The 18,385-nt window shown below is 68.1% G+C and carries 18 protein-coding genes; 11 read left to right on the top strand and 7 right to left on the bottom strand.

Annotated features, from left to right (window positions below):
* Window positions 1–40: 40 nt before the first annotated feature.
* From ABT294_RS45815 to ABT294_RS45800, 4 genes are all read left to right on the top strand, one after another.
* Complete coding sequence (locus ABT294_RS45815; protein WP_350812802.1) at window positions 41–961, top strand: ABC transporter ATP-binding protein; 921 nt, start codon at window positions 41–43, stop codon at window positions 959–961.
* Window positions 958–1,773 carry an ABC transporter permease gene (locus tag ABT294_RS45810; RefSeq protein WP_350812801.1) on the top strand — a complete coding sequence of 272 codons (816 nt, stop codon included), beginning with the start codon at window positions 958–960 and terminating at the stop codon, window positions 1,771–1,773. Before ABT294_RS45815 ends, ABT294_RS45810 begins: the two co-directional genes overlap by 4 nt.
* Window positions 1,774–2,497: 724 nt before the next feature.
* Window positions 2,498–2,632 carry a thiocillin family RiPP gene (locus ABT294_RS45805; RefSeq protein ID WP_350812800.1) on the top strand — a complete coding sequence of 45 codons (135 nt, stop codon included), beginning with the start codon at window positions 2,498–2,500 and terminating at the stop codon, window positions 2,630–2,632.
* 39 nt (window positions 2,633–2,671) lie between these two features.
* Window positions 2,672–2,800 carry a hypothetical protein gene (locus ABT294_RS45800; RefSeq protein ID WP_350812799.1) on the top strand — a complete coding sequence of 43 codons (129 nt, stop codon included), beginning with the start codon at window positions 2,672–2,674 and terminating at the stop codon, window positions 2,798–2,800.
* Window positions 2,801–2,848: 48 nt separating this feature from the next.
* On the opposite strand, the gene ABT294_RS45795 is transcribed toward ABT294_RS45800, so the two are convergent.
* The 5 genes from ABT294_RS45795 to ABT294_RS45775 form a co-directional block, all read right to left on the bottom strand.
* Entirely contained in the window at window positions 2,849–3,451 is a 603-nt protein-coding gene (locus tag ABT294_RS45795; RefSeq protein ID WP_350812798.1) for a response regulator, read from the bottom strand.
* Complete coding sequence (locus ABT294_RS45790; protein WP_350812797.1) at window positions 3,448–4,551, bottom strand: sensor histidine kinase; 1,104 nt, start codon at window positions 4,549–4,551, stop codon at window positions 3,448–3,450. Before ABT294_RS45790 ends, ABT294_RS45795 begins: the two co-directional genes overlap by 4 nt.
* A 1,159-nt stretch (window positions 4,552–5,710) precedes the next feature.
* Entirely contained in the window at window positions 5,711–6,010 is a 300-nt protein-coding gene (locus tag ABT294_RS45785) for a hypothetical protein (protein ID WP_350812796.1), read from the bottom strand.
* Window positions 6,011–6,414: 404 nt separating this feature from the next.
* Complete coding sequence (locus ABT294_RS45780; protein ID WP_350812795.1) at window positions 6,415–6,978, bottom strand: hypothetical protein; 564 nt, start codon at window positions 6,976–6,978, stop codon at window positions 6,415–6,417.
* A 318-nt stretch (window positions 6,979–7,296) separates the two neighbouring features.
* Window positions 7,297–8,034, bottom strand: a complete 738-nt coding sequence (locus ABT294_RS45775) for an SDR family NAD(P)-dependent oxidoreductase (protein ID WP_350812794.1) — start codon at window positions 8,032–8,034, stop codon at window positions 7,297–7,299.
* 159 nt (window positions 8,035–8,193) lie between these two features.
* Here ABT294_RS45775 and ABT294_RS45770 point away from each other — a divergent pair, with 159 nt between their 5' ends.
* From ABT294_RS45770 to ABT294_RS45755, 4 genes are all read left to right on the top strand, one after another.
* Window positions 8,194–9,390, top strand: coding sequence for a sensor histidine kinase (locus tag ABT294_RS45770; protein ID WP_502912227.1), 1,197 nt, complete (start codon window positions 8,194–8,196; stop codon window positions 9,388–9,390).
* Entirely contained in the window at window positions 9,387–10,058 is a 672-nt protein-coding gene (locus tag ABT294_RS45765) for a response regulator transcription factor (protein ID WP_350812792.1), read from the top strand. Before ABT294_RS45770 ends, ABT294_RS45765 begins: the two co-directional genes overlap by 4 nt.
* A 215-nt stretch (window positions 10,059–10,273) precedes the next feature.
* A complete protein-coding gene (locus tag ABT294_RS45760; protein WP_350812791.1) occupies window positions 10,274–11,521 on the top strand; it encodes a bifunctional glycosyltransferase family 2/GtrA family protein in 1,248 nt (415 codons plus the stop codon).
* Window positions 11,522–11,547: 26 nt separating this feature from the next.
* Window positions 11,548–13,614 carry an ArnT family glycosyltransferase gene (locus ABT294_RS45755; RefSeq protein ID WP_350812790.1) on the top strand — a complete coding sequence of 689 codons (2,067 nt, stop codon included), beginning with the start codon at window positions 11,548–11,550 and terminating at the stop codon, window positions 13,612–13,614.
* 155 nt (window positions 13,615–13,769) lie between these two features.
* On the opposite strand, the gene ABT294_RS45750 is transcribed toward ABT294_RS45755, so the two are convergent.
* Window positions 13,770–14,375: a helix-turn-helix domain-containing protein gene (locus ABT294_RS45750; RefSeq protein ID WP_350812789.1), complete on the bottom strand. Its 606-nt coding sequence runs from the start codon at window positions 14,373–14,375 to the stop codon at window positions 13,770–13,772.
* A gap of 87 nt (window positions 14,376–14,462) precedes the next feature.
* Between ABT294_RS45750 and ABT294_RS45745 the strand changes: the two genes are divergently transcribed.
* From ABT294_RS45745 to ABT294_RS45735, 3 genes are read left to right on the top strand one after another with little or no spacing between them, the layout of a single operon-like run.
* Window positions 14,463–15,089, top strand: a complete 627-nt coding sequence (locus ABT294_RS45745) for a class I SAM-dependent methyltransferase (RefSeq protein WP_350812788.1) — start codon at window positions 14,463–14,465, stop codon at window positions 15,087–15,089.
* Window positions 15,090–15,115: 26 nt separating this feature from the next.
* Window positions 15,116–15,607, top strand: coding sequence for a DinB family protein (locus ABT294_RS45740; protein WP_350812787.1), 492 nt, complete (start codon window positions 15,116–15,118; stop codon window positions 15,605–15,607).
* Between the two features lie 29 nt (window positions 15,608–15,636).
* Window positions 15,637–16,722 carry an alpha/beta fold hydrolase gene (locus ABT294_RS45735; protein ID WP_350812786.1) on the top strand — a complete coding sequence of 362 codons (1,086 nt, stop codon included), beginning with the start codon at window positions 15,637–15,639 and terminating at the stop codon, window positions 16,720–16,722.
* A gap of 831 nt (window positions 16,723–17,553) precedes the next feature.
* Here the strand turns inward: ABT294_RS45735 and ABT294_RS45730 are convergent.
* Entirely contained in the window at window positions 17,554–18,345 is a 792-nt protein-coding gene (locus ABT294_RS45730; RefSeq protein WP_350812785.1) for a class I SAM-dependent methyltransferase, read from the bottom strand.
* Window positions 18,346–18,385 lie beyond the last annotated feature (40 nt).

Here is an 18,385-nt window from a genome sequence, read left to right as displayed (position 1 = left end):
TGTTCTAGTGCTCGGCCGACCACATTCCTATCCTGTGTGCATGCCAGAGAAATCGATAATAAATGTCTCCGGCCTCAAGCAGAACTACGGTGACTTCCAGGCCGTACGCGGCATCTCGCTCCAGGTGCGGGACGGGGAGATCTTCGCCTTGCTCGGCACCAACGGCGCGGGGAAGACCACCACCTTGGATGTGCTGGAGGGCACCAGGCCGGCGGGGGAGGGTACTGTCCGCGTCTTCGACGTCGACCCCCACCACGAGCGGGGCAAGATCGCCCATCGGATCGGCGTGATGCTGCAGGAGGCCGGGTTCTTCGGAGAGCTCACCGTCGGCGAGACCATCCGCTGCTGGCGGCGTTTCACGCCGGGAGCACGGCCGGCAGATGAGGCGCTGGAACTGGCCGAGCTCACCCACCGGGCCACGACCCCGGTGGGCCGGCTGTCCGGAGGCGAGAAACGGCGGCTCGACCTGGCGCTCGCCCTGCTGGGCCAACCGGAGCTGCTCTTCCTTGACGAGCCGACCACCGGGCTCGACCCCGAGGCGCGGCGGCACTCGTGGAAGCTGTTACGGGCGCTGGCCGACGAGGGGATGACCATCTTGCTGACCACGCACTACATGGAGGAGGCCGAGTTCCTGGCCGACCGGGTAGCGATCATGGACCGGGGCCTGATCGTGCACGAGGGGACGCTGGATGAGATCAAGAGCAGGTTCGTCAGCCAGATCACGTTCCGGCTGCCCGACGGCCTGCACGCCGCCGACCTGCCCGTGCTACCCGGCGCGGAGGTCGAGGAGAGTCCGAGCGGTCACATCACCCTGCGGACCGGCAGGACGCAGGAGACCACGCACGCGGTGCTGAGCTGGGCAGAGTCGGCCAGGGCCGAACTTGAGGCCCTGGAGGTGCGCAACGTCTCGCTCGAAGAGGTGTTCCTCGACGTGGCGTCCGGAGAGAGGGCTGAGTCGTGAACTGGTTCCAATACGCCTACGGGCAGGTGCTGCTCTCCCAGAAGGTGTTCTGGAAACAGCTCGGTTTCGCGATCGCCGGGGTGGTGGTCCCGCTCGGCCTGGGCGTGGCGCTGCCGATGAGCATGCATGGCACCAAGACGATCGCCGGGATCGACGCAGGGGTCTTCACACTGGTCGGATTCATCGGGTTCACGCTCTTCTGGATCGTCTACAACCTCATCAACTCCTCTGCCGCACGCCGCGACGCGCTGATCTACAAGCGGCTCAGAGTCAGCCCGCTGCCCGACAGCGCCATCTTCGCCGGAGAGGCGGTCAGCGGCAGCCTGGTGAGCCTGGTGCAGGTGGTGATCCTGGTCGCCGTCGCCGCCCTCGCCATGGACGCGGGAGCGCCGAAGAACATCCCGCTGTTCGTGCTGGCCGTCCTGCTCGGGTCACTGATGTTCGCCGTGCTGGCGATCGGCCTGTCGGGGCTGCTGCCCAACGCCGAACTCGGCACCTGGATCGTCACGCCGTTCATGGCGCTGCTCATGTTCGGTTCGGGCGTGGCCACGCCGCTGTCGAGCCTGCCCGACTTCCTACAGGGCCCTGCCCAGTTTCTGCCGCTCACCCCCGTTGTGGAGATGCTTCGTACCGCCTACTTCGGCCTCGATTTCATCACCGACCCGGCCTCAGCCGCACCACCTGCGGAGATCGGGATCTTCGCAGCATTCCGCGCTGCCACACCGAGTTTTGGGATCATGGTGCTGTGGGCGGCTTTCGGGCTGATCTGCGCACACCGATATTTCCGCTGGGACCCTCGGCACTCTTCCTGAGTCTGAATCCGCCGCGTGATTCACGGCGATCGATTCCCGGCCCAAATCCCGCCACGAGGACAGATTTTCGGTTTGGGAGGGCCGCCACGCGGGTCGTGGGTCAGCCGCGGCTGCCCAACTAAGGCGCCCCAGCTCAGTCATGCTGAGCTGGGGTGACCGTCTGCTGTGGCACGTGCGTGCCGGAGGTATGCGATACGGGCACGCTCCTGAAGAACAGCAGCGGCGTGAGCGATCGCGCCTGAATAGCCGGGGCCACCACCGGCCTACGTGCTGCGCGTGCGCTCCTCTTTCACCCGCGCCTGCCTGACCTGCACCCAGGCTGTCACCAAGACCTGGAGCAGAAGGGCAAGTGGACCATGCGCTCGGCCGGGCACCCCCCGCCCCCTGCACCATGCCGTCCTGGTCGCCGCGGCCCGGGCCATCTGCGCGGTCAACACCGCAACCACGCGCCGCCGCACCGCTCTCATCCGGCTGCGGCCATGTACGCGAGCTGGGGTCTGCGAAGAAGCTGCGGACTGCTGTGGGCTCTTCTGGAGGCTCCGCAGGGGCGGATGGCAAGAGTTTCATCTCATGGACGCCGTCGACGTCGGCGCGGCAGGCCTCCTTCCGCACTTGCCGGCAATTGTTCCGCACTTTTCTTCAGCTGGCCGAGCCGTTCAATAAGAATATAAGTGGCACCGAGAAACGTTGCCGAAAAGAAAACCGGAAATCGAAGGAGCACATCATGGTCGAGAACAACCTGCCCATCGACGACATCGCCATCGAGGACCTCGCCGAGGTTACCGCCGCCGCCACCCTGGGCACGGCGTCCACCGTCGGCTGCCCCTTCAGCAGCGCCAGCACCGCCGGCTCCCACTAATCGACGACATTCACCGAATAACCAGAAAGGTTAATTGACATGGCTTTCGAATTCGACCAGGACGATCTCTCCATCGAGGCGCTCGAGGAGGTCAGCGGCGCTGCCACCGCAAGCTCCGCAGGCACCGTCTCCTGCCCGGCCACGCTGGGCACCGCGGCCTGCTGGTAGATCGCGACAGGACATGAGCGGGGCTGTCGGACTCCGGCAGCCCCACCTTCACAGCCAGCCGGCCTGGACCGCGATGCGGACGGCTGTGGTCTTGTTGCTCGCCCCAAGCTTGGCTATCGCCGAGGACATGTGATTGCGCACCGTCCCCTCGCTCAGATGCAGCTTGCCCGCTATCTCACTCAACGGCCGGCCGTCCTCGGCCAGCTTGAGGATCTCCAGCTCCCGGGGGCTGAGCGGGTTGTCCCCCGCGGCGATCGCGTCGGCGGCGATGCCGGGATCGACGTAGCGGCCCCCCGCCTGCACCTCGCGGATCACCTGGACCAACCGGTCGATGGACACCTCCTTGGTGAGGAATCCCCGCACGCCGCTCTTGATCGCCCGCTGCAGATACCCCGGCCGTCCATGACTGGTCAGGATGATGACCGGGAATCCGGGCCGTGCCTTGCACAGCAGCTCCGCCACCTGGATGCCGTTCAGGCCCGGCATGTCCATATCGAGCAGGGCCAGGTCGGCCGCGTGCCGCTCGACCAGGTCCAGGACCTGGTCGCCGCTGGGTGCCGCGGCGACGACCTCGATGTCGTCCTCCAGGTCGAGCAGGGCGGTGAGCGCCTCGCGGATGAGGCTCTCGTTCTCGGCGATGACGACCTTCAACGCGTGGCTCCCGTCGCCGGGTCGAGCGGGACTACCGCCTCGATCTTGTAGATCGGGCCGGATGAGATGCCGAACACCAGGCAGCCGCCCAGGTCGGCCAGTCGCTTGGTCAGGCCGGTCAGCCCGTTGCCGGCGCTGAGGGCGCCCATGGTGACGCCGTCGTTGGACATGCACAAGAAGACGTCCTGGTCGGTGACCCAGAGCTTGATCGTACAGTAGGTGGCCTTACTGTGCCGCAGGATGTTGGTCGTTGCCTCCCGCACGACCCAGGCCAGCGCCTCGTGGATCGGCTGCGACAGGTTGGGAGGAACCTCGTCCACCTCGCAGGCCACGCTCGCGGCGTTCAGTACGGACTGGACTCCGGCCAGCTCGTTGGCCAGGTTCAGGTTATGGTAGCCGCGCACCACCTCGCGGACGTCGGTGATCGACTGACGGGAGATCGCCAGCACCCCCTGCATCTCCGCGCTGGCGCGTTGTGGCCGGCTTTCGATGAGGCGCAGGGCCAGCTCGCTCCTCATGGCGATCACTGAGAGGCTGTGGCCCAGCACGTCGTGCAGGTCGCGAGCGAAGCGGTGTCGCTCCTCGACGACGGCCATCCTGGCCAGCTCGGCCCGAGTCTGGTGCACCTCCCGGTAGAGCGCGCCCAGCCAACCGGCACTGAAGATCACGGTGGCCGTGATCGCGCAGCGGATGATCAGATCCATCACGTCCAGAGCGTTGAGCCCCAGCAGGATGCTGATGGCCACGGTGACACCCAGGACCGCAGGCACCACGACCTTGGCTCTACGCGGCGCGAGATTGAGCACGGCGATGCCCATGAACAGGGCAGGCATGCCAAGCCAAAGGCGGCCCATGATCAGAGGAAGAGCCAGGGCGGTGGCGCCGCAGGCGACCAGATCTCCCGGCAACCGGTTGCCCGCGGGTTGGTGGCGCACCACGTCCCAGGTCAGGCGCGCATATGTGAAGGCGAAGGTGAGCGTGCCGATGAGGGCCAGTCCGATGGAGGAGGGACGCTGCCCGAGAGTGGTCCAGTAGATAGCAGGTTCGACGATGAACGTCAGCCCAAGGGCCAGGATGAGGATGCCAATGAGCCGTGACACAGACTCCGATGATCGTCCTAGCAACGTAGCGACCTCCCAGAGCGCACGAATGGCCCGACCACGAATTAGTCAGAGCATAGGGCCATATGGGGCTCTTGTGGCTGTCCGATTACTCAGAAGATCGTTCCCACGAAAAAGAGCGACGAAAATGCGGACGTGTAGAAGAAATGTAGATACTTGAGGAGAATAGTCGCTCACCCCCCAAGGCCAGGGCCGACGGCGTTCCTACAGGATGAGACGGCGTTGATGAGGCCGCGGCCTCCTGCGCTGAGGAATGGGTCAACTACTCTCTGCGTACAAGCACCCTCGTCAAGACCGGACACGTTCCACAAGCTCTGGCGGTTCTGCCGGCGCCCTCGTTGTTTGAGTCCACCACGCCGCTCCGGAGGGCGACTCCGACCTCCTCGACTTCGGCCGCCAGGGTCTGAACTCATCTCATACCGACCGATAGCCATGGAGCATCCTCAACGAACGCCAGGAGACGGATCGGATAGGACGAAACAATCGAATGCGAAATTAGATGCGTCAAGAAATGGCATCCGGCCTGCGGTTGCTCGGTGGATGCTCATCGGCACACCCGATACGACATCGCGCCGGGTGGCATTCTTGGAATTTCGAAGGGCCACATTGATGGCTGGAGTGGGTCTCGGCATCAGGTCTGCCGACTTTTCATCCGAGTCTCAGCCGGAACAGTCACGAGCTGTAAAACCGCTGCCAGTGGGCGCGCGCGCCGATGTAGCCGAGTAGCCGTCGAGACGGATTTCGTCGGAGATGGTGTGGAGCAGCGCCCACTTGCGACCGATGCCTACCACGTAAGCATCAAGTCGATCCGCACCGTCGATTTTACGGCTGACTCTCACGGGTTCACCGGAGCGTCTTGCTCTCTTCAGGTCTTTGAGCGCCGTCCCCTTCGAGTTCATCGATCGAATCAGCGCGTGGCAGCGGCACCCTGAGCGAGCTATGGAGTGGGTTGCTCGACATGGGGCATACAGCTCGCGCAAGAGGTCTTCGACCTGACTGTCTAGACATCACAAACACGAAGAGCCCCGCCTCCCGATGAATCTTCTGTCAGGGAGACGGGGCGTTTAAGGCAGCGGACGTCTGACGGATCTTCGGCGCGCGATGGGCTATCGCCCCTACGTCGCTGGGATCGCACCTGTCAATGGTCGATGCGGACCTCGTTGCCTTCGGAATCGATCAGCGTGCGTTTCCTTAGTGGTTTCCGAAGGCTGATTTGTGCTGTGTGCTCTGCTCCCACGCCTATTCTGAAGTCGTTTGGCTCCCAGAAGGGTCCTGACGCGCCACAGGAGTTGTGGAGCATCACGGTTATAACGACCTGTTTCGCCGTCTCGTTTGCCTGCGCCGAGGCCAACTTGGTGCATGGAGTGCCGTCGCTCTCTGCCTGGCCGTAGACCTTGACGGTCAACGCTCTGGCGTTGGATGACAGCTTTGCGCTCACGATGGGCGCGGCGTAGTCGGGCGAGGGTTGTCTGGAGCAGGCAGAGAGCAGAAGGGCCAGGTGGCGAGCATGAATGCGGCCCGCCACCTGGCACGCTTATGGTTTGCTGTCAACGCGTCCTGATCTCTCGGCCCGATGCCCGGACGGCGTCGGCGATGTCAGTGAAGACGTGGATGCAAGGTTTGTCCTTGCTTCCAGTCACCAGTGAATTTGCGCCGCTGGTGATTCCCTTGGCGATGACGTCTTCGTTGATGTTGAAGTTGTAGGCTGGTCCGCCGGAGTCGCCGCCCTGGATGCACTTGCCGCCGATCTTCTGGCCGCGACGTCCGCGACGAACCGGGGCCCGGTGGCCCCCGCTGCTCCGCAGCCGTCGCGCGCCAGTCCGGCTGGGACGTCTCGTCAGGTCAGACGGATCCGCACAGCCTGTTGAGCTCCGCGACGTCTGTATTGATATCCGCGATCACCTGGTTGGGATCGCCGCCGGTCATGCCGGTCAAGCGGAAGTTCAGTTCCTGGAATTCGGCGGCCAGCCGACTGATTTTCGCCCCCACCACTCCCTGCGCGTCGAGGACTGCGCCCATCAGGTCGAGGTGCGTCTGCTGAGCCGCGGCCGCCTGGCTGCTGCGGACGGTCCCGGCGTTCCGGCGGTATGCGGTCAGCGCCGCCGCCGCCTCGTCGCAGCCGCCGGGCCGGACCGCTGACAGCAGCGGGGAGGAAACCGGGGCCGCTCGCGTGGAGCTCGGCATCGGTGACTGAGGCGTGCTGGACTCAGGCGATGGACTCGGGGTCGGCGGTTCGGGCCGGGTGGTGACCGGATCTGGGGACGATGACTGCGGGGCCGGGGTGGGGACTACCGTGTCGGGCTGGGGCCGCGAAGGCGGGGCCGGCGGCGCCAGGTAGGCGATCAGCGCGACCACGGCGGCGACCGCACCCGCCAGAGCGCTCACTGCCGGCCAGTTCAGGCGCAAGCCTGCTCCTCCGCCCGCCGCCGGCGGCCGCGCTGATCCGTTCCGCGTCATGCCCTCATCGTGGCTGAGCCGCCGAGCTCGGTCCAGAATGCCGGTTCTTGAAGAGCAGAGTCTTGCGCGTGATCTGCAGATGATCGAGAGCTTCGTCGAGTTCGCGCAGTCGCGCGGTGAGGTCGTCGATCAGGGTGTGGGTCTGCTCGATCTCGCTGGTCAGGGTCGCCTCGCGCGCGTCGATCTTGCCGAGCGTTCAGGCGCCTGGGGCGGGGCCGGTCAACCGCGTCCAGGCGCGCCGGCTTCCGGCGGCGCTGAAGCAGGCGGCTATCGCCTGTCCCGATGGGCCGCCGCGACCTCGCTGGTGGTGCGCTCGGCACTGGAGCCGCGCTGCATCTTCTCCGCGAAGCCGGGGAACTGCCCGGCGATGGCACTGAGCACCCTCAACTCCACCGGCGCGACATTGACTTCGCGCAGATCGCGCTCGACGGCCCGAACCACCCCCGCCACCACCTGGCCCGGGGAGACCATGCGCACACCAGGCGGCGGCGTCGCGCCCGTGACGGCGAACATGCCTGCGTCGCGTACGGCGCCGGGCTGGACGAGAGAGACCCCCACCCCGGTACCGTGCAGGTCCTGGCGGAAGGCGAGCGCGAAGCCGCGAAGCCCGAACTTGGTCGCGCTGTAGAGCGAGGAGTACTTGGTGGCTGCCTTCCCGGAGATCGAGCCGACGAGGACGATATGGCCCCGACCCGCCTCGACCATCCGGGGCGCGAGCGTCCGGGCCAGCATGACGGGGGCGCGCAGGTTCACGGTCAGCGCACGGTCGATCTGCTCGGGCGTGTAGTCGAGTAGATCGCCGTTGGCGGGCAGAGCGGCGTTGGCGATCAGAATGTCCGTGTCAGGGCAGCTCTTGGCGAGGTGGTCGACCTGGTCCGGGTCGGCGAGATCGGCGGTGACCGCTCGGGCACCGAGCTCGTCGGCGAGCGCCTCCAGGGCATCGGCACGGCGCCCGGCACGCCAGGCCCCTGGGCCCCTCGCGGCACAGCAGGTAAGCGACATCATTGACGTGACCCCTGCGTCCTACTGGTTGCGCTATCACCCCGCACAGGCCGGGCGGGGCGAGGCTGTGTGCGAACCCCGACCCGCGTACCACGGTCGCAGTAGAGCGGACCAGTACCACGGGATGAGGGGATGTGCCCAGGTCAGACCTAATGTGTAGGGGTGCGTCCGCTGACTTGGCTGAGACAGGAACTCCTTTCCCGACCTTATGTGGCGGACACGATCCTGGCCGTGTGCGTGTATGCGATGACGCTGCTGGCACCGCCGCCACCGGGGGCGGGGCCGCACGGCCAGATACAGCCCCTCACCACGTACGGCCTCGCGCTGGCTTCGGTCGTCTGCGGCGCCCTGGTCTTCCGACAGCGGTGGCCCCGCGCCGTTCTCGCCGTCACGGTCGCCGGGTTGGTCGCCTACGTCGTGATCGACGGCGGGCGCGGCCCATTGGACCTGGGGTCGGCGATCGCGGTGTACACGGTGGCCTCGCGCGTCCCGCACCGGAAGGCGTGGGCCTGCGGAGGGCTCGTCGCGCTCGTGGTCACCGTGACCAAGGTCGTGTTCGTCGGGAGCGCGTGGCTGGCACCGGACGTGCTGGCACCGATCGCCTCCATTGGCATGGCCACCGCCGTCGGGGACGCGCTACGCAGCTGGCGCGCCTATGTGGCCGCCGTCGAGGAGCGGGCGCGCAGGGCCGAGGAGACGCGCGAGGAAGAGGCGGAACGCCGGGTCATGGAGGAACGGCTGCGCATCGCGCGGGAGTTGCACGACGTTCTCGCCCATCACATCGCGCTGATCAACGTGCAGGCGCAGGTCGCCGCGCATGTGCTGACGATCGAACCCGAGCAGGCCCGCACGGCGCTGGGCCATGTCCGCGCCGCGGGCAAGGAGGCGCTGGACGAGTTGCGGACGACGGTCGGGCTGCTGCGCCGTCCGGGCAGCCACGACGAGCTCCTCACCGAGCCCGCGCCGGGACTGGACCGGCTGCCCGAACTGGTCGATTCCTTCACCGCCGCCGGGCTGAAGCTGGGCTGGATGGTCTACGGCGACCCGAGGCCGTTGCCCGCTCCTGTGGACCTTGCCGCGTTCCGGATCGTCCAGGAGGCGCTGACCAACGTGAGCAAGCACGCGCCACGTGCGACCGCGTCCATGCGGATCGACTACGCCTCCGATGAGGTGATCGTGGAGGTGGTCGATGACGGTGAGAGCGATCTCCTTGGGATCTCCTCCGGGACCGGTCACGGACTGATCGGCATGCGAGAGCGCGCCCTGTCGGTCGAAGGGACCTTCCTCGCCGGGCCGATGGAGGACGGTGGATTCCGTGTGCGCGCCGTGCTCCCCACCTCCAGGAAGAACGAACCGTGACGATCAAGATCTTGTTGGCCGATGACCAGGCGCTGGTCCGCGCCGGGTTCCGGGTGCTGATCGACTCGGCACCCGACCTGACGGTGGTCGGCGAGGCCGCCAACGGTCATGACGCCGTACGGCTGGCGCGGCAGACCATGGCCGACGTGGTTCTGATGGACGTCCGTATGCCCGGAATGGACGGCCTGGCCGCGACGAGGGAGATCACCTGCGATGAGGCGACGGCCGGCGTCCGGGTGCTGATCCTGACCACGTTCGAGGTCGACGAGTACGTCTTCGCCGCGCTGCGGGCGGGCGCCAGCGGCTTCCTCGGCAAGAGCGTGGAGGCCGGCGAGTTGCAGGAGGCCATCAGGGTGGTGGCCAGGGGTGAGGCGCTGTTGTCGCCGTCGGCGACCAGAGGCTTGATCACCCGCTTCCTGGCCAGCCCGGGCGCCTCGGTCGAGCACATGCCCGAAGACCTGGCCGTGCTCACCGAGCGCGAAAGGGAGGTGATGATCCTGGTGGCACACGGGCGCACCAACGACGAGATCGCCGACCTGCTGGGAATCAGCCGGGTGACCGCCAAGACGCACGTCAACCGGGCCATGACCAAACTGAAGGCGCACGACCGCGCCCAACTGGTGATCACCGCCTACGAAACCGGCCTGGTCCGTCCCCAGGTCCGCTGATCGGCCGGGAACCGCGGGCGCGGTAGCCCGCGCCCGCGTCTACTGCGATCGCCGCAGCTCAGGACCCTCCTCCAGGTGGACGTTCTCTTGGAGCGACGGCACGAGTCTTGAGTAGTGACCACGACGACGCAGGCCGAGCAACTGCTCCTCGTCGCGGCGAGTGCCGCGACGACCTCGGCGCTCCAGGCCGTGGCGACGGCGCCATGAGGAAGGCAATGACCAACACAACCCTTTGCGGCTTCCAGCTCTCGAAGCGACCGGATCCGCTCAGTCCACCGGGTCCCACGGTCGAGATCGTCATCCCCGTCTACAACGAGGAGCGGGCGCTCCCAGGATGCCTGCGCACCCTTCATGCAAACCTGCGTGAGCAAATGCCGTTCCCGTGGCGGATCACCGTGGCGGACAACGCGAGCGGTGACCGGACGCTGGAGGTGGCCCGGGAACTGGCCGCCGAACTGCCCGGAACGGACGTGGTCCATCTCGACAGGAAAGGGCGCGGGCTCGCGCTGCGTACGGTGTGGGGCGCGAGCGAGGCCGACATCGTCGTCTACATGGACGTCGACCTGTCCACGCGCTTGGACGCGCTGTTGCCGCTGATCGCCCCGCTCGCCAGCGGCCACTCCGATCTCGCCATCGGCAGCCGGCTGGCCCCCGGCGCGCGTACCGTGCGCGGGCCACGCCGTGAGCTGATCTCCCGCTGTTACAACGCGATCATCCGACTCACCCACGGAGCCCGGTTCAGCGACGCGCAGTGCGGCTTCAAGGCCGCCCGTACGGACGTGCTCGGCCCGCTCCTCGAGCGAACGCAGGACGACGCCTGGTTCTTCGACACCGAGTTGCTGCTGCTCGCCGAGCACAACGGGCTGCGCATCCACGAGGTCCCGGTCGACTGGGTCGAGGATGTCGACACCCGGGTCGACGTCGTCAGCACCGCCGCGGACGATCTGCGCGGCCTGTGGCGGGTGGCCCGCATGAAGGCGTCGGGCGCCGCGCGGGCCCCGCTGCCGAGGCGCCCCGCCCCCGCGGCCGAGCACCCCGACGCCGTGCTGGCCCCCGCCAGGGCCCGCTCCCGGATCACCTGGGAGGTCGGCTGTTTCGCCGCCATCGGCGTGCTCTCGACGGCCGGCCAGGCCCTGCTCTATTGGCTGCTGCGCGCGTGGTGGCCGCCCGTGCTCGCGAACCTGGTCTCGCTGATCGTCCTCACCGTGCTCAACACCGAGGCCAATCGCCGTCTCACCTTCCGCTGGTCCGGCACGGGCGCCGGGCGGGCACACCTGGGGGCTGGAGCCCTGTTCGTGATCGGGTACGTCGTCACTTCCGCCGCCGTGCTGCTGTTCCGCCAGGTCCAGCCCGAGGCGTCGGCCGCGGCCGAGACGCTGGTGCTCACCGCCTCGTCCGTACTCGTCACCGCCGTCCGCTTCGTGGTGCTGCGGCTGGCCGTCTTCCGCCGCACCACGCACTGACCGTCTTCGGAGAAGAAGAAACACGGATGACCGACACCACTGAACTCCCGTCGCTGCCACGTGCCGCAGGGCGTCCGCTCCCAGGCTGGGCGGCTCCGGCCGGGCTGGCGGCAATCCTGCTCCTGGCCGCCGCCCTGTACGGCTGGGCCCTGGGCTCCCTCGGCTGGGGCAACAGCTACTACTCCGCCGCCGTGAAGTCGATGGGCCAGAGCTGGACGAACTTCCTGTTCGGCTCCTTCGACCCGGCGGGCGTGATCACCGTCGACAAGCCGCCGGCGGCGCTGTGGCCGCAGGTCCTCAGCACCAAGATCTTCGGCCTGCACGGCTGGGCGATGATCCTGCCCCAGGTGCTGGAAGGCGTCGCCACGGCGTTCCTCCTGCATCGCACCGTGCGCCTGTGGGCAGGCGAGGCGGCGGGGCTACTGGCCGCGCTGGTCCTGACCCTGACTCCGATCACGGTCGCGATCAACCGCGACAACAACCCGGACACCCTGCTGATGCTGACGCTGATGGCGGCGGCATACGCGCTGACCCGAGCCCTGCGGACGGCTTCCGGGCGGGCTGGCCTGCGGTGGTTGTGCGCCGCCGGGTTCCTGATCGGCCTCGGCTTCTTGACGAAGATGCTGGCCGCCTGGATGGTGATCCCCGCCTTCGCGGCGGCCTGGCTGGTCGGCGCGAGCGGCCCCTGGCCCGGCCGGCTCGTCAAGCTGCTGACCGGTGGCGCCGTTCTCGTGGTGTCCTCCCTGTGGTGGGTCGCGATGGTCGCACTCTGGCCAGGAGAGCGCCCGTACATCGGCGGCAGCACCGACGGCAGCGCCTGGGACCTGATCATCGGCTACAACGGCCTCGGCCGGGTCTTCGGCGGGAGCGGCGGCGCAAGTGGCTTCGGCAGCTCCTTCGGCGGAGCGACCGGTCCGGGACGGCTCTTCAACGACCAGGTCGGCGGGCAGATCAGCTGGCTGCTGCCGTTGTGCGGGGTGGCGCTGGCGCTGGCCCTGGCCGTCGCCGTACTGCGCCGACGCGGCGTCACGACGCCCGGTGAGCCGCTGGTCGCCGCCGGATGGGTGCTGTGGGGAACCTGGCTGGTGGTCTGTGGCCTGGTGTTCGCCACTCAGCAGGGGATCTTCCACCCGTACTACACGACGCAGCTGGCCCCGGCCATCGCGGCCATCACCGCCGGCTTCGCCACCACGCTGGCCCGCGCCCACCGTGCGGGGGCTCGCTGGGCGCTCCCGCTGGGAGCCGGGGCCGTCGCGGTGACCACCGCCTGGGCATTCGCGATGATCGAGCGGGTCCCGTCGTGGAACGGCTGGCTGGCGTGGCCTGTGGTCATCGCCGGAGTGGCGGCGATCGTGCTGCTGCTCCTGTCGGCCGGCCGGCGACGGCTGCTTCCCGCCGCGCACGGCCTCGCTCTCCTGGCGGTGCTGTCGGCGCCAGGGGCCTGGGCGATCAGCGTCCCCGGCTCCACGTCGGCGATGGGCGGCGCCAACCCCACCGCAGGGCCGCTGACCATGCCCTTCGGCCGCGGAGGCGGCCCGACTCCGGGCGGGTTCGAACTGCCAGGAGGGATGCAGCTCCCGCCAGGCATGGAGCTCCCCGAAGGGTTCCCAAGCGCGAAGGGCGGCATGCCCCCCGGGTTCTCCGGAGGTTTCCCTGGCGGGAGCACCGAGCTCACCTCCGACCAGCGCAAGATCCTCGACTATGCCGTCGAGAACTCCGGCTCCGCCCGGATCAAGCTCGCCGTCGAGGGTGGGGCCATACTCGCCTCCAGTTTCATCCTGAACAGCGACGCCACCGTCATCGGCATGGGCGGATTCATGGGCATCGACGACGCCCCGAGCGTCCGGCAGCTGAAGGACTGGACGAGTTCCGGGCAACTGCGCTTCGTCTTGGGATCCGGCGGTGGCGGCTTCGGCGCCATGATGGGCGGGACGACGGGCACGCAGCGGTCGCAGTGGATGAAAGACCATTGCAGCGAAGTCCCCGCCGCCGTGTATGGGGGAAGTCCCACCGCCTCCACGCCGGGCAGTCCAACGACCGGCGGCCTCATGGGAGGCGGCACCCTCCTCTACGACTGCGCCGCGAAACACTGACGCACAGGGCGGCGTGTCGCAGTCCTCCCCGAGCCGTCCGACTTACGGGGACGCTGGAGCGACACGGCTTGCGGGGGCCACCAGCGTTCGACCGGGTCGGCCCCTGCGGGCGCAACGTCGTCGACCACAGGTTCTGTGCGGGAGGCTCGCTGAGCTCACCGCTGGATCCCGCCGTGAGACGACCGATGGGGGGCGGCGCGCACGTGCGCACGCATCCCTTGCAGGCCGAACAGGATGAGAAGCTCGACCACGCCGCCGTCGGCGCTGCCCAGCCAGTGCGGCAAGGACGTGTCGAACTCGGCGGCCTCACCGGGCGGCAACGTCAGGTCGCGCTCGCCGAGCACCAGCCGCAGGCGACCGTTGAGCACGTACAGCCATTCGAAGCCTTCGTGAGTCTGCAGGGTCGGTTCGAGCGGTTTCGGCCGAGCGGGGATGATCATCTTGAACGCCTGCGTACCGCCCGGCCGCCGGGACAACGGAACGAAGACCATCCCGAACCGCCGGATCGGCTTCAGGTGGATCCGGGGGTCGCCCGTGCGCGGGGCACCGACGAGGTCGTCCAACGGAACGTCGTAGGTACGGGCCAGCGGCAGCAGCAACTCCAGGGTCGCCCGGCGCTGCCCGCTCTCCAGCCGGGACAGGGTGCTCTCCGACACCCCGGTCGTCGCCGCGAGGTCAGCGAGGGTGATCCCCCGGTCGCGACGCAGCGCGCGCAGCCGCGGCCCCACCGCGTCGAGCACGTCTTCCGTTTCGCCGTCCACGATGGCATCTTGCCATAACCGCAAGATTTCGTGCCAGATCGTGGTGAGCCCGGCAAGACTGAGCGCGTCCCGACAGAAGGAGACGCGATGAGCACCACCGATATGATCACGTTCTGGGACGGCGTCTACACGGCCCGACCGGCAGCCACCGACCCGGAGCCGAACGACCGTCTCGCCGAGATGGTCACGGGCCTGCCACCCGGCGACGCGTTGGACCTCGGATGCGGCGACGGCGGCGACGCGCTGTGGCTCGCCCGCCAGGGGTGGCACGTCATCGCCGTCGACATCTCGGCCGTGGCGGTCGAGCGGCTCGCCGGCCTCGCCCGCTCACACGGCCTGGGCGACCACGTCATCGCCGAGCGGCGTGACCTGCACGAGTCCTTCCCGCAGGGCGGGTTCGACCTGATCTGCGCCCACTACCTGCACACCCCCTTCGACCTGGACAGGGCGACCGTCCTGCGCGCAGCCGCGCACGCGCTGCGCTTGGGCGGGCGGCTGCTGGTCGTCGACCACGGCTCGACCGCGCCGTGGTCGTGGAACCAGGATCCCGACGCCCGGTACCCGACCCCGCGGGAGGTCGCCGCAGGTATCGATCTGGACCCGGCGACCTGGACGGTCGAGCGGGCTGACGCACCCCGCCGGATCGCGACCGGACCGGACGGGCGCACCGCCGAGGTCACCGACCACGTCCTGCTCATCCGCCGCACCGTCTGACCCGCTCTCCCATGAAGGAGACCACCATGCCCACCGCCTCCCGCCGCGGCGACACCCCGCCGCCCCGGACCGGAAGCAGCGAGATCGAGGTCCTGCGCGGATTCCTCGACTACCTACGGACCTCGATGGCCGCGAAGGTCGACGGCGCCCCCGAACCGCAGGTCCGAACAGCCGGAGTGCCGTCGGGCACGAACCTGCTCGGCCTGCTCAATCACCTCACTTTCGTCGAGCGCTCGACCTTCCTCGGGGACAAAGTCACCGACTGGCAGGCGACGTTCCAGGCCGCACCAGCGGACAGCGTGGCCGACGTCGTCGCCCGCTACCGAAAGACGGTCGAGCGCGGGAACGAAGTTCTCGACGGGTGCACCGACCTCGGCGCACCGGTCCCCCGACCGCGGCCGGGAAGCCCCGCTCCCAGCATCCGCTGGGCACTCACCCACCTGATCGAGGAGACCGGCCGGCACGCCGGCCACGCTGACATCCTCCGCGAACTGATCGACGGCGCGACCGGGCGCTGACTCCACCACCTTCTCCAGGACAGGAACCCATGATCACCGCACCACGGCCGTCGACGCGCCGCTCCCTTCGATCCGCGCGAACGGTGGCGACCGTCCTGCTCACCCTCCTGCTCACGATCGGCGCCGCGGCCTGCTCCACGCCGGCCGCCGTCGCCGCCCCCTCTTACGCCGTCGCCGTCCCCTCCGCCGCCGTCGCCGTCCCCTCTGACGCCGTCCCCTCTTACGCCGTCGCCACCCAGGGCGACCCGAAGTTCAAGAGCGCCTTCCGGCACGAGTTCGCCGACGTCGACGGCGTCCGGATGCACTACGTGACCGGCGGAAGCGGCCCGCCTGTGGTGCTGATACACGGCTGGCCGCAGACCTGGTACGGCTGGTGGCCGATCATGCCGGAGCTCGCCAAGCACCACACCGTCTACGCCGTCGACCTCCCCGGGCTGGGCGACAGCACCGGCTCCCCGACCGGCTATGACAAAGCCACTCTGGCGCGGTACGTGCACACCCTGATCGCCGATCGGCTCAAGGTGCGCGACGCCCGCGTCGTCGGGCACGATTTCGGCGCCGCGGTGGCGTTCCAGTACGCCAGCCAGTTCCCCGCCGACACCGCCCGCCTCGGCTACTTCGACCTGCCGCTACCTGGGCCCGCGATCGATGCACGCACGTACCGCTCACTGAGCTGGCACATCGCCTTCCACTCCCAGCGGCGGGTTCCTGAGGCGGTCGTAAGCGACGACGTCCGCGAGTACCTTGCGCTGTTCTATCCCCAGGTCTCGTTCGGTGGAACGGCGTTCGGTGGCACCTCTGATCGGTCCCCGTTCACCAACGCCGAGATCAACGAGTACGCACGGACCTACAGTCGGCCCAAGGTCCTGTCGGGCGGCTTCGAGCTCTACCGCGCCCTCGACAAGGACGTCCGCGACACCGTGGCAGCGGCACCGACACGTGTCCCGACCCTGGTCATGACCGCCCAAGGGCAGCTCGCCTCGATCCGGGCCACCGTGGCCTCGCGCATGACCAACATCGTGCGCGCGGTCGATGTGCCGAAGGCAGGGCACTGGCTCGTCGAGGAGAACCCCCAGTTCGTCACGGCGGAGTTGCTGCGCTTCCTCGACGGATGACCCCGCCCCCAGCATGGCGCGGGGTGCCGCACGGCACCCCGCGCCGGTGCGTTTCAGTCTCGGTGATCGGGTTATCTTGTGGGCGGCCTCAAGACGCCGCACGCCTGCCGCGCCGTACTGACCGCCAGCCGGAGTTGCCGCGCCGCCTGAGCACGCTGTCCACGTCCGTCTACATGCTCTCGTCATGCGGGCGTCGTCGTTGCCACCAGGCCCAATCGGAATCGGGCGACGTAGGCGGAGCTGGTGAGGTTCGACGGAGGTAGTACTGGTCGACGGGGAGGACCAAGGCGTACAGATACGGTTTGGCCCATGGCGGTAAGGCGATGAGAGCCTGGTGAAGCCGCCAGCGGGGCGCATCTCCGGTGCACTCATCGCACTCGCACCTACTGAACAGACGGTCAGCGGTCCCGACCAGGGCCACCCCTTGCCAAGCCATCAGGGCCGCCGCTATCTCGCCCGGCCGCATCCGGGTGTGTTCGAGGGCGATCACCGCGGCCATGGGACGACGGCCAAGCCCGGGAACATGATGGATCAAAGCTCTGTGGGTGCCGCACGCCGATCCTCGCGTACGGACCTCGGAAGGGCGCCTACGCGGCATGGCCCTTTCTGATCGACGTCATGAGCACGATGATCGCATGCCCTGAGCGTGACCTCCAGGCCCCCGATCATCCAAGGCCCCCCGGCAAGGGCACTCCGGATTCGGGATGATCGCCTGCTGTGGCTGAAGGCCGTAGGCGGGTGGATGTCGTCGAAAGGTCAGCACCCCTACAGCGCATGATCCAGGTGATTCCCAAGCTGATAGTGCGGATCTTCATACCCGGCCGTACGCCATCAGGGCTGCGTGAGGCAGCGCCAACACACCGTCCGGGCCGGTGAACTCCGCACACAGCGAGTCGTAGCGGTTCTTGTCTCCGAGATGACGGCAGATGGTTGACCAGTCACGATCTGCCCGATCGTCGCTACCCCAGCAGCCGGGCCGCTCCACCACTCTTCGGGAGTCGCTCGATGATTCCAGACAAGGGTGTCACAGGAGACATCCACCAGGCCCACCTCGTCCAGCAGCGTGGCGAAGCCCTGTTCGGTACGCGGGAAGTCGTCTTCAGGAGAAAGAGCGGGCAGATGGGCAGGACGGGTGACACCCGCCGCCTGGACGGCCCGCCCGAGCAGAGCCTGTCCGGCGGCTGCGGGGACCGCCCAGATGGTCACCGCTATCCGCCCGCCAGGACGCGTTAGCCGACGCAGCTCCGCCAGGGCCGCCCGAGGACGCCCGACATGGTTGAGGACGAAATTGCCGACCACAGCGTCGAACTCGTCATCTGCGAAGGGAAGGTCGGGCAGTGCGGCGAGCCGCACGTCAACTGTTGGGGCGGCCTGTGCGGCGAACGCGACCATGCCAGGTTCGGCGTCCACGGCCGTCACCTTCGCTCCCCGCTCGCAGGCGGCCAGGGCGGCGTTACCGGTGCCTGTCCCCACATCGAGGAGTCGGGTTCCCTCCTGGACCTCAGCGGCATCGAGCAGCCTGGCCACAGGATAGGCGCAGAGCTCGGCGAAGCTGCGTGCGTAGGCAGCGGCCTGTCCCGCCCACGCCCGGCGCTCGGACTCGTCAAACGCTGTCACCGTCATACGTCCCCTCCAGACCAGTCGCACGCGAGATCACCTCGCA

Source organism: Nonomuraea sp. NPDC000554 (genome assembly GCF_040300065.1).
Classification (GTDB): Bacteria; Actinomycetota; Actinomycetes; order Streptosporangiales; family Streptosporangiaceae; genus Nonomuraea.
Note: the sequence above shows the minus strand (reverse complement) of the source record. Positions and strands in the feature narration are given on the sequence as shown.

Bases quoted from the DNA above. Each gene is read 5' to 3' on its own strand.
- ABT294_RS45815 (WP_350812802.1), top strand. From the start codon at position 41: ATGCCAGAGAAATCGATAATAAATGTCTCCGGCCTCAAGCAGAACTAC.
- ABT294_RS45805 (WP_350812800.1), top strand. From the start codon at position 2,498: ATGGTCGAGAACAACCTGCCCATCGACGACATCGCCATCGAGGACCTC.
- ABT294_RS45800 (WP_350812799.1), top strand. From the start codon at position 2,672: ATGGCTTTCGAATTCGACCAGGACGATCTCTCCATCGAGGCGCTCGAG.
- ABT294_RS45775 (WP_350812794.1), bottom strand. From the start codon at position 8,034: ATGATGTCGCTTACCTGCTGTGCCGCGAGGGGCCCAGGGGCCTGGCGT.
- ABT294_RS45760 (WP_350812791.1), top strand. From the start codon at position 10,274: ATGACCAACACAACCCTTTGCGGCTTCCAGCTCTCGAAGCGACCGGAT.
- ABT294_RS45755 (WP_350812790.1), top strand. From the start codon at position 11,548: ATGACCGACACCACTGAACTCCCGTCGCTGCCACGTGCCGCAGGGCGT.
- ABT294_RS45745 (WP_350812788.1), top strand. From the start codon at position 14,463: ATGAGCACCACCGATATGATCACGTTCTGGGACGGCGTCTACACGGCC.
- ABT294_RS45740 (WP_350812787.1), top strand. From the start codon at position 15,116: ATGCCCACCGCCTCCCGCCGCGGCGACACCCCGCCGCCCCGGACCGGA.
- ABT294_RS45735 (WP_350812786.1), top strand. From the start codon at position 15,637: ATGATCACCGCACCACGGCCGTCGACGCGCCGCTCCCTTCGATCCGCG.
- ABT294_RS45730 (WP_350812785.1), bottom strand. From the start codon at position 18,345: ATGACGGTGACAGCGTTTGACGAGTCCGAGCGCCGGGCGTGGGCGGGA.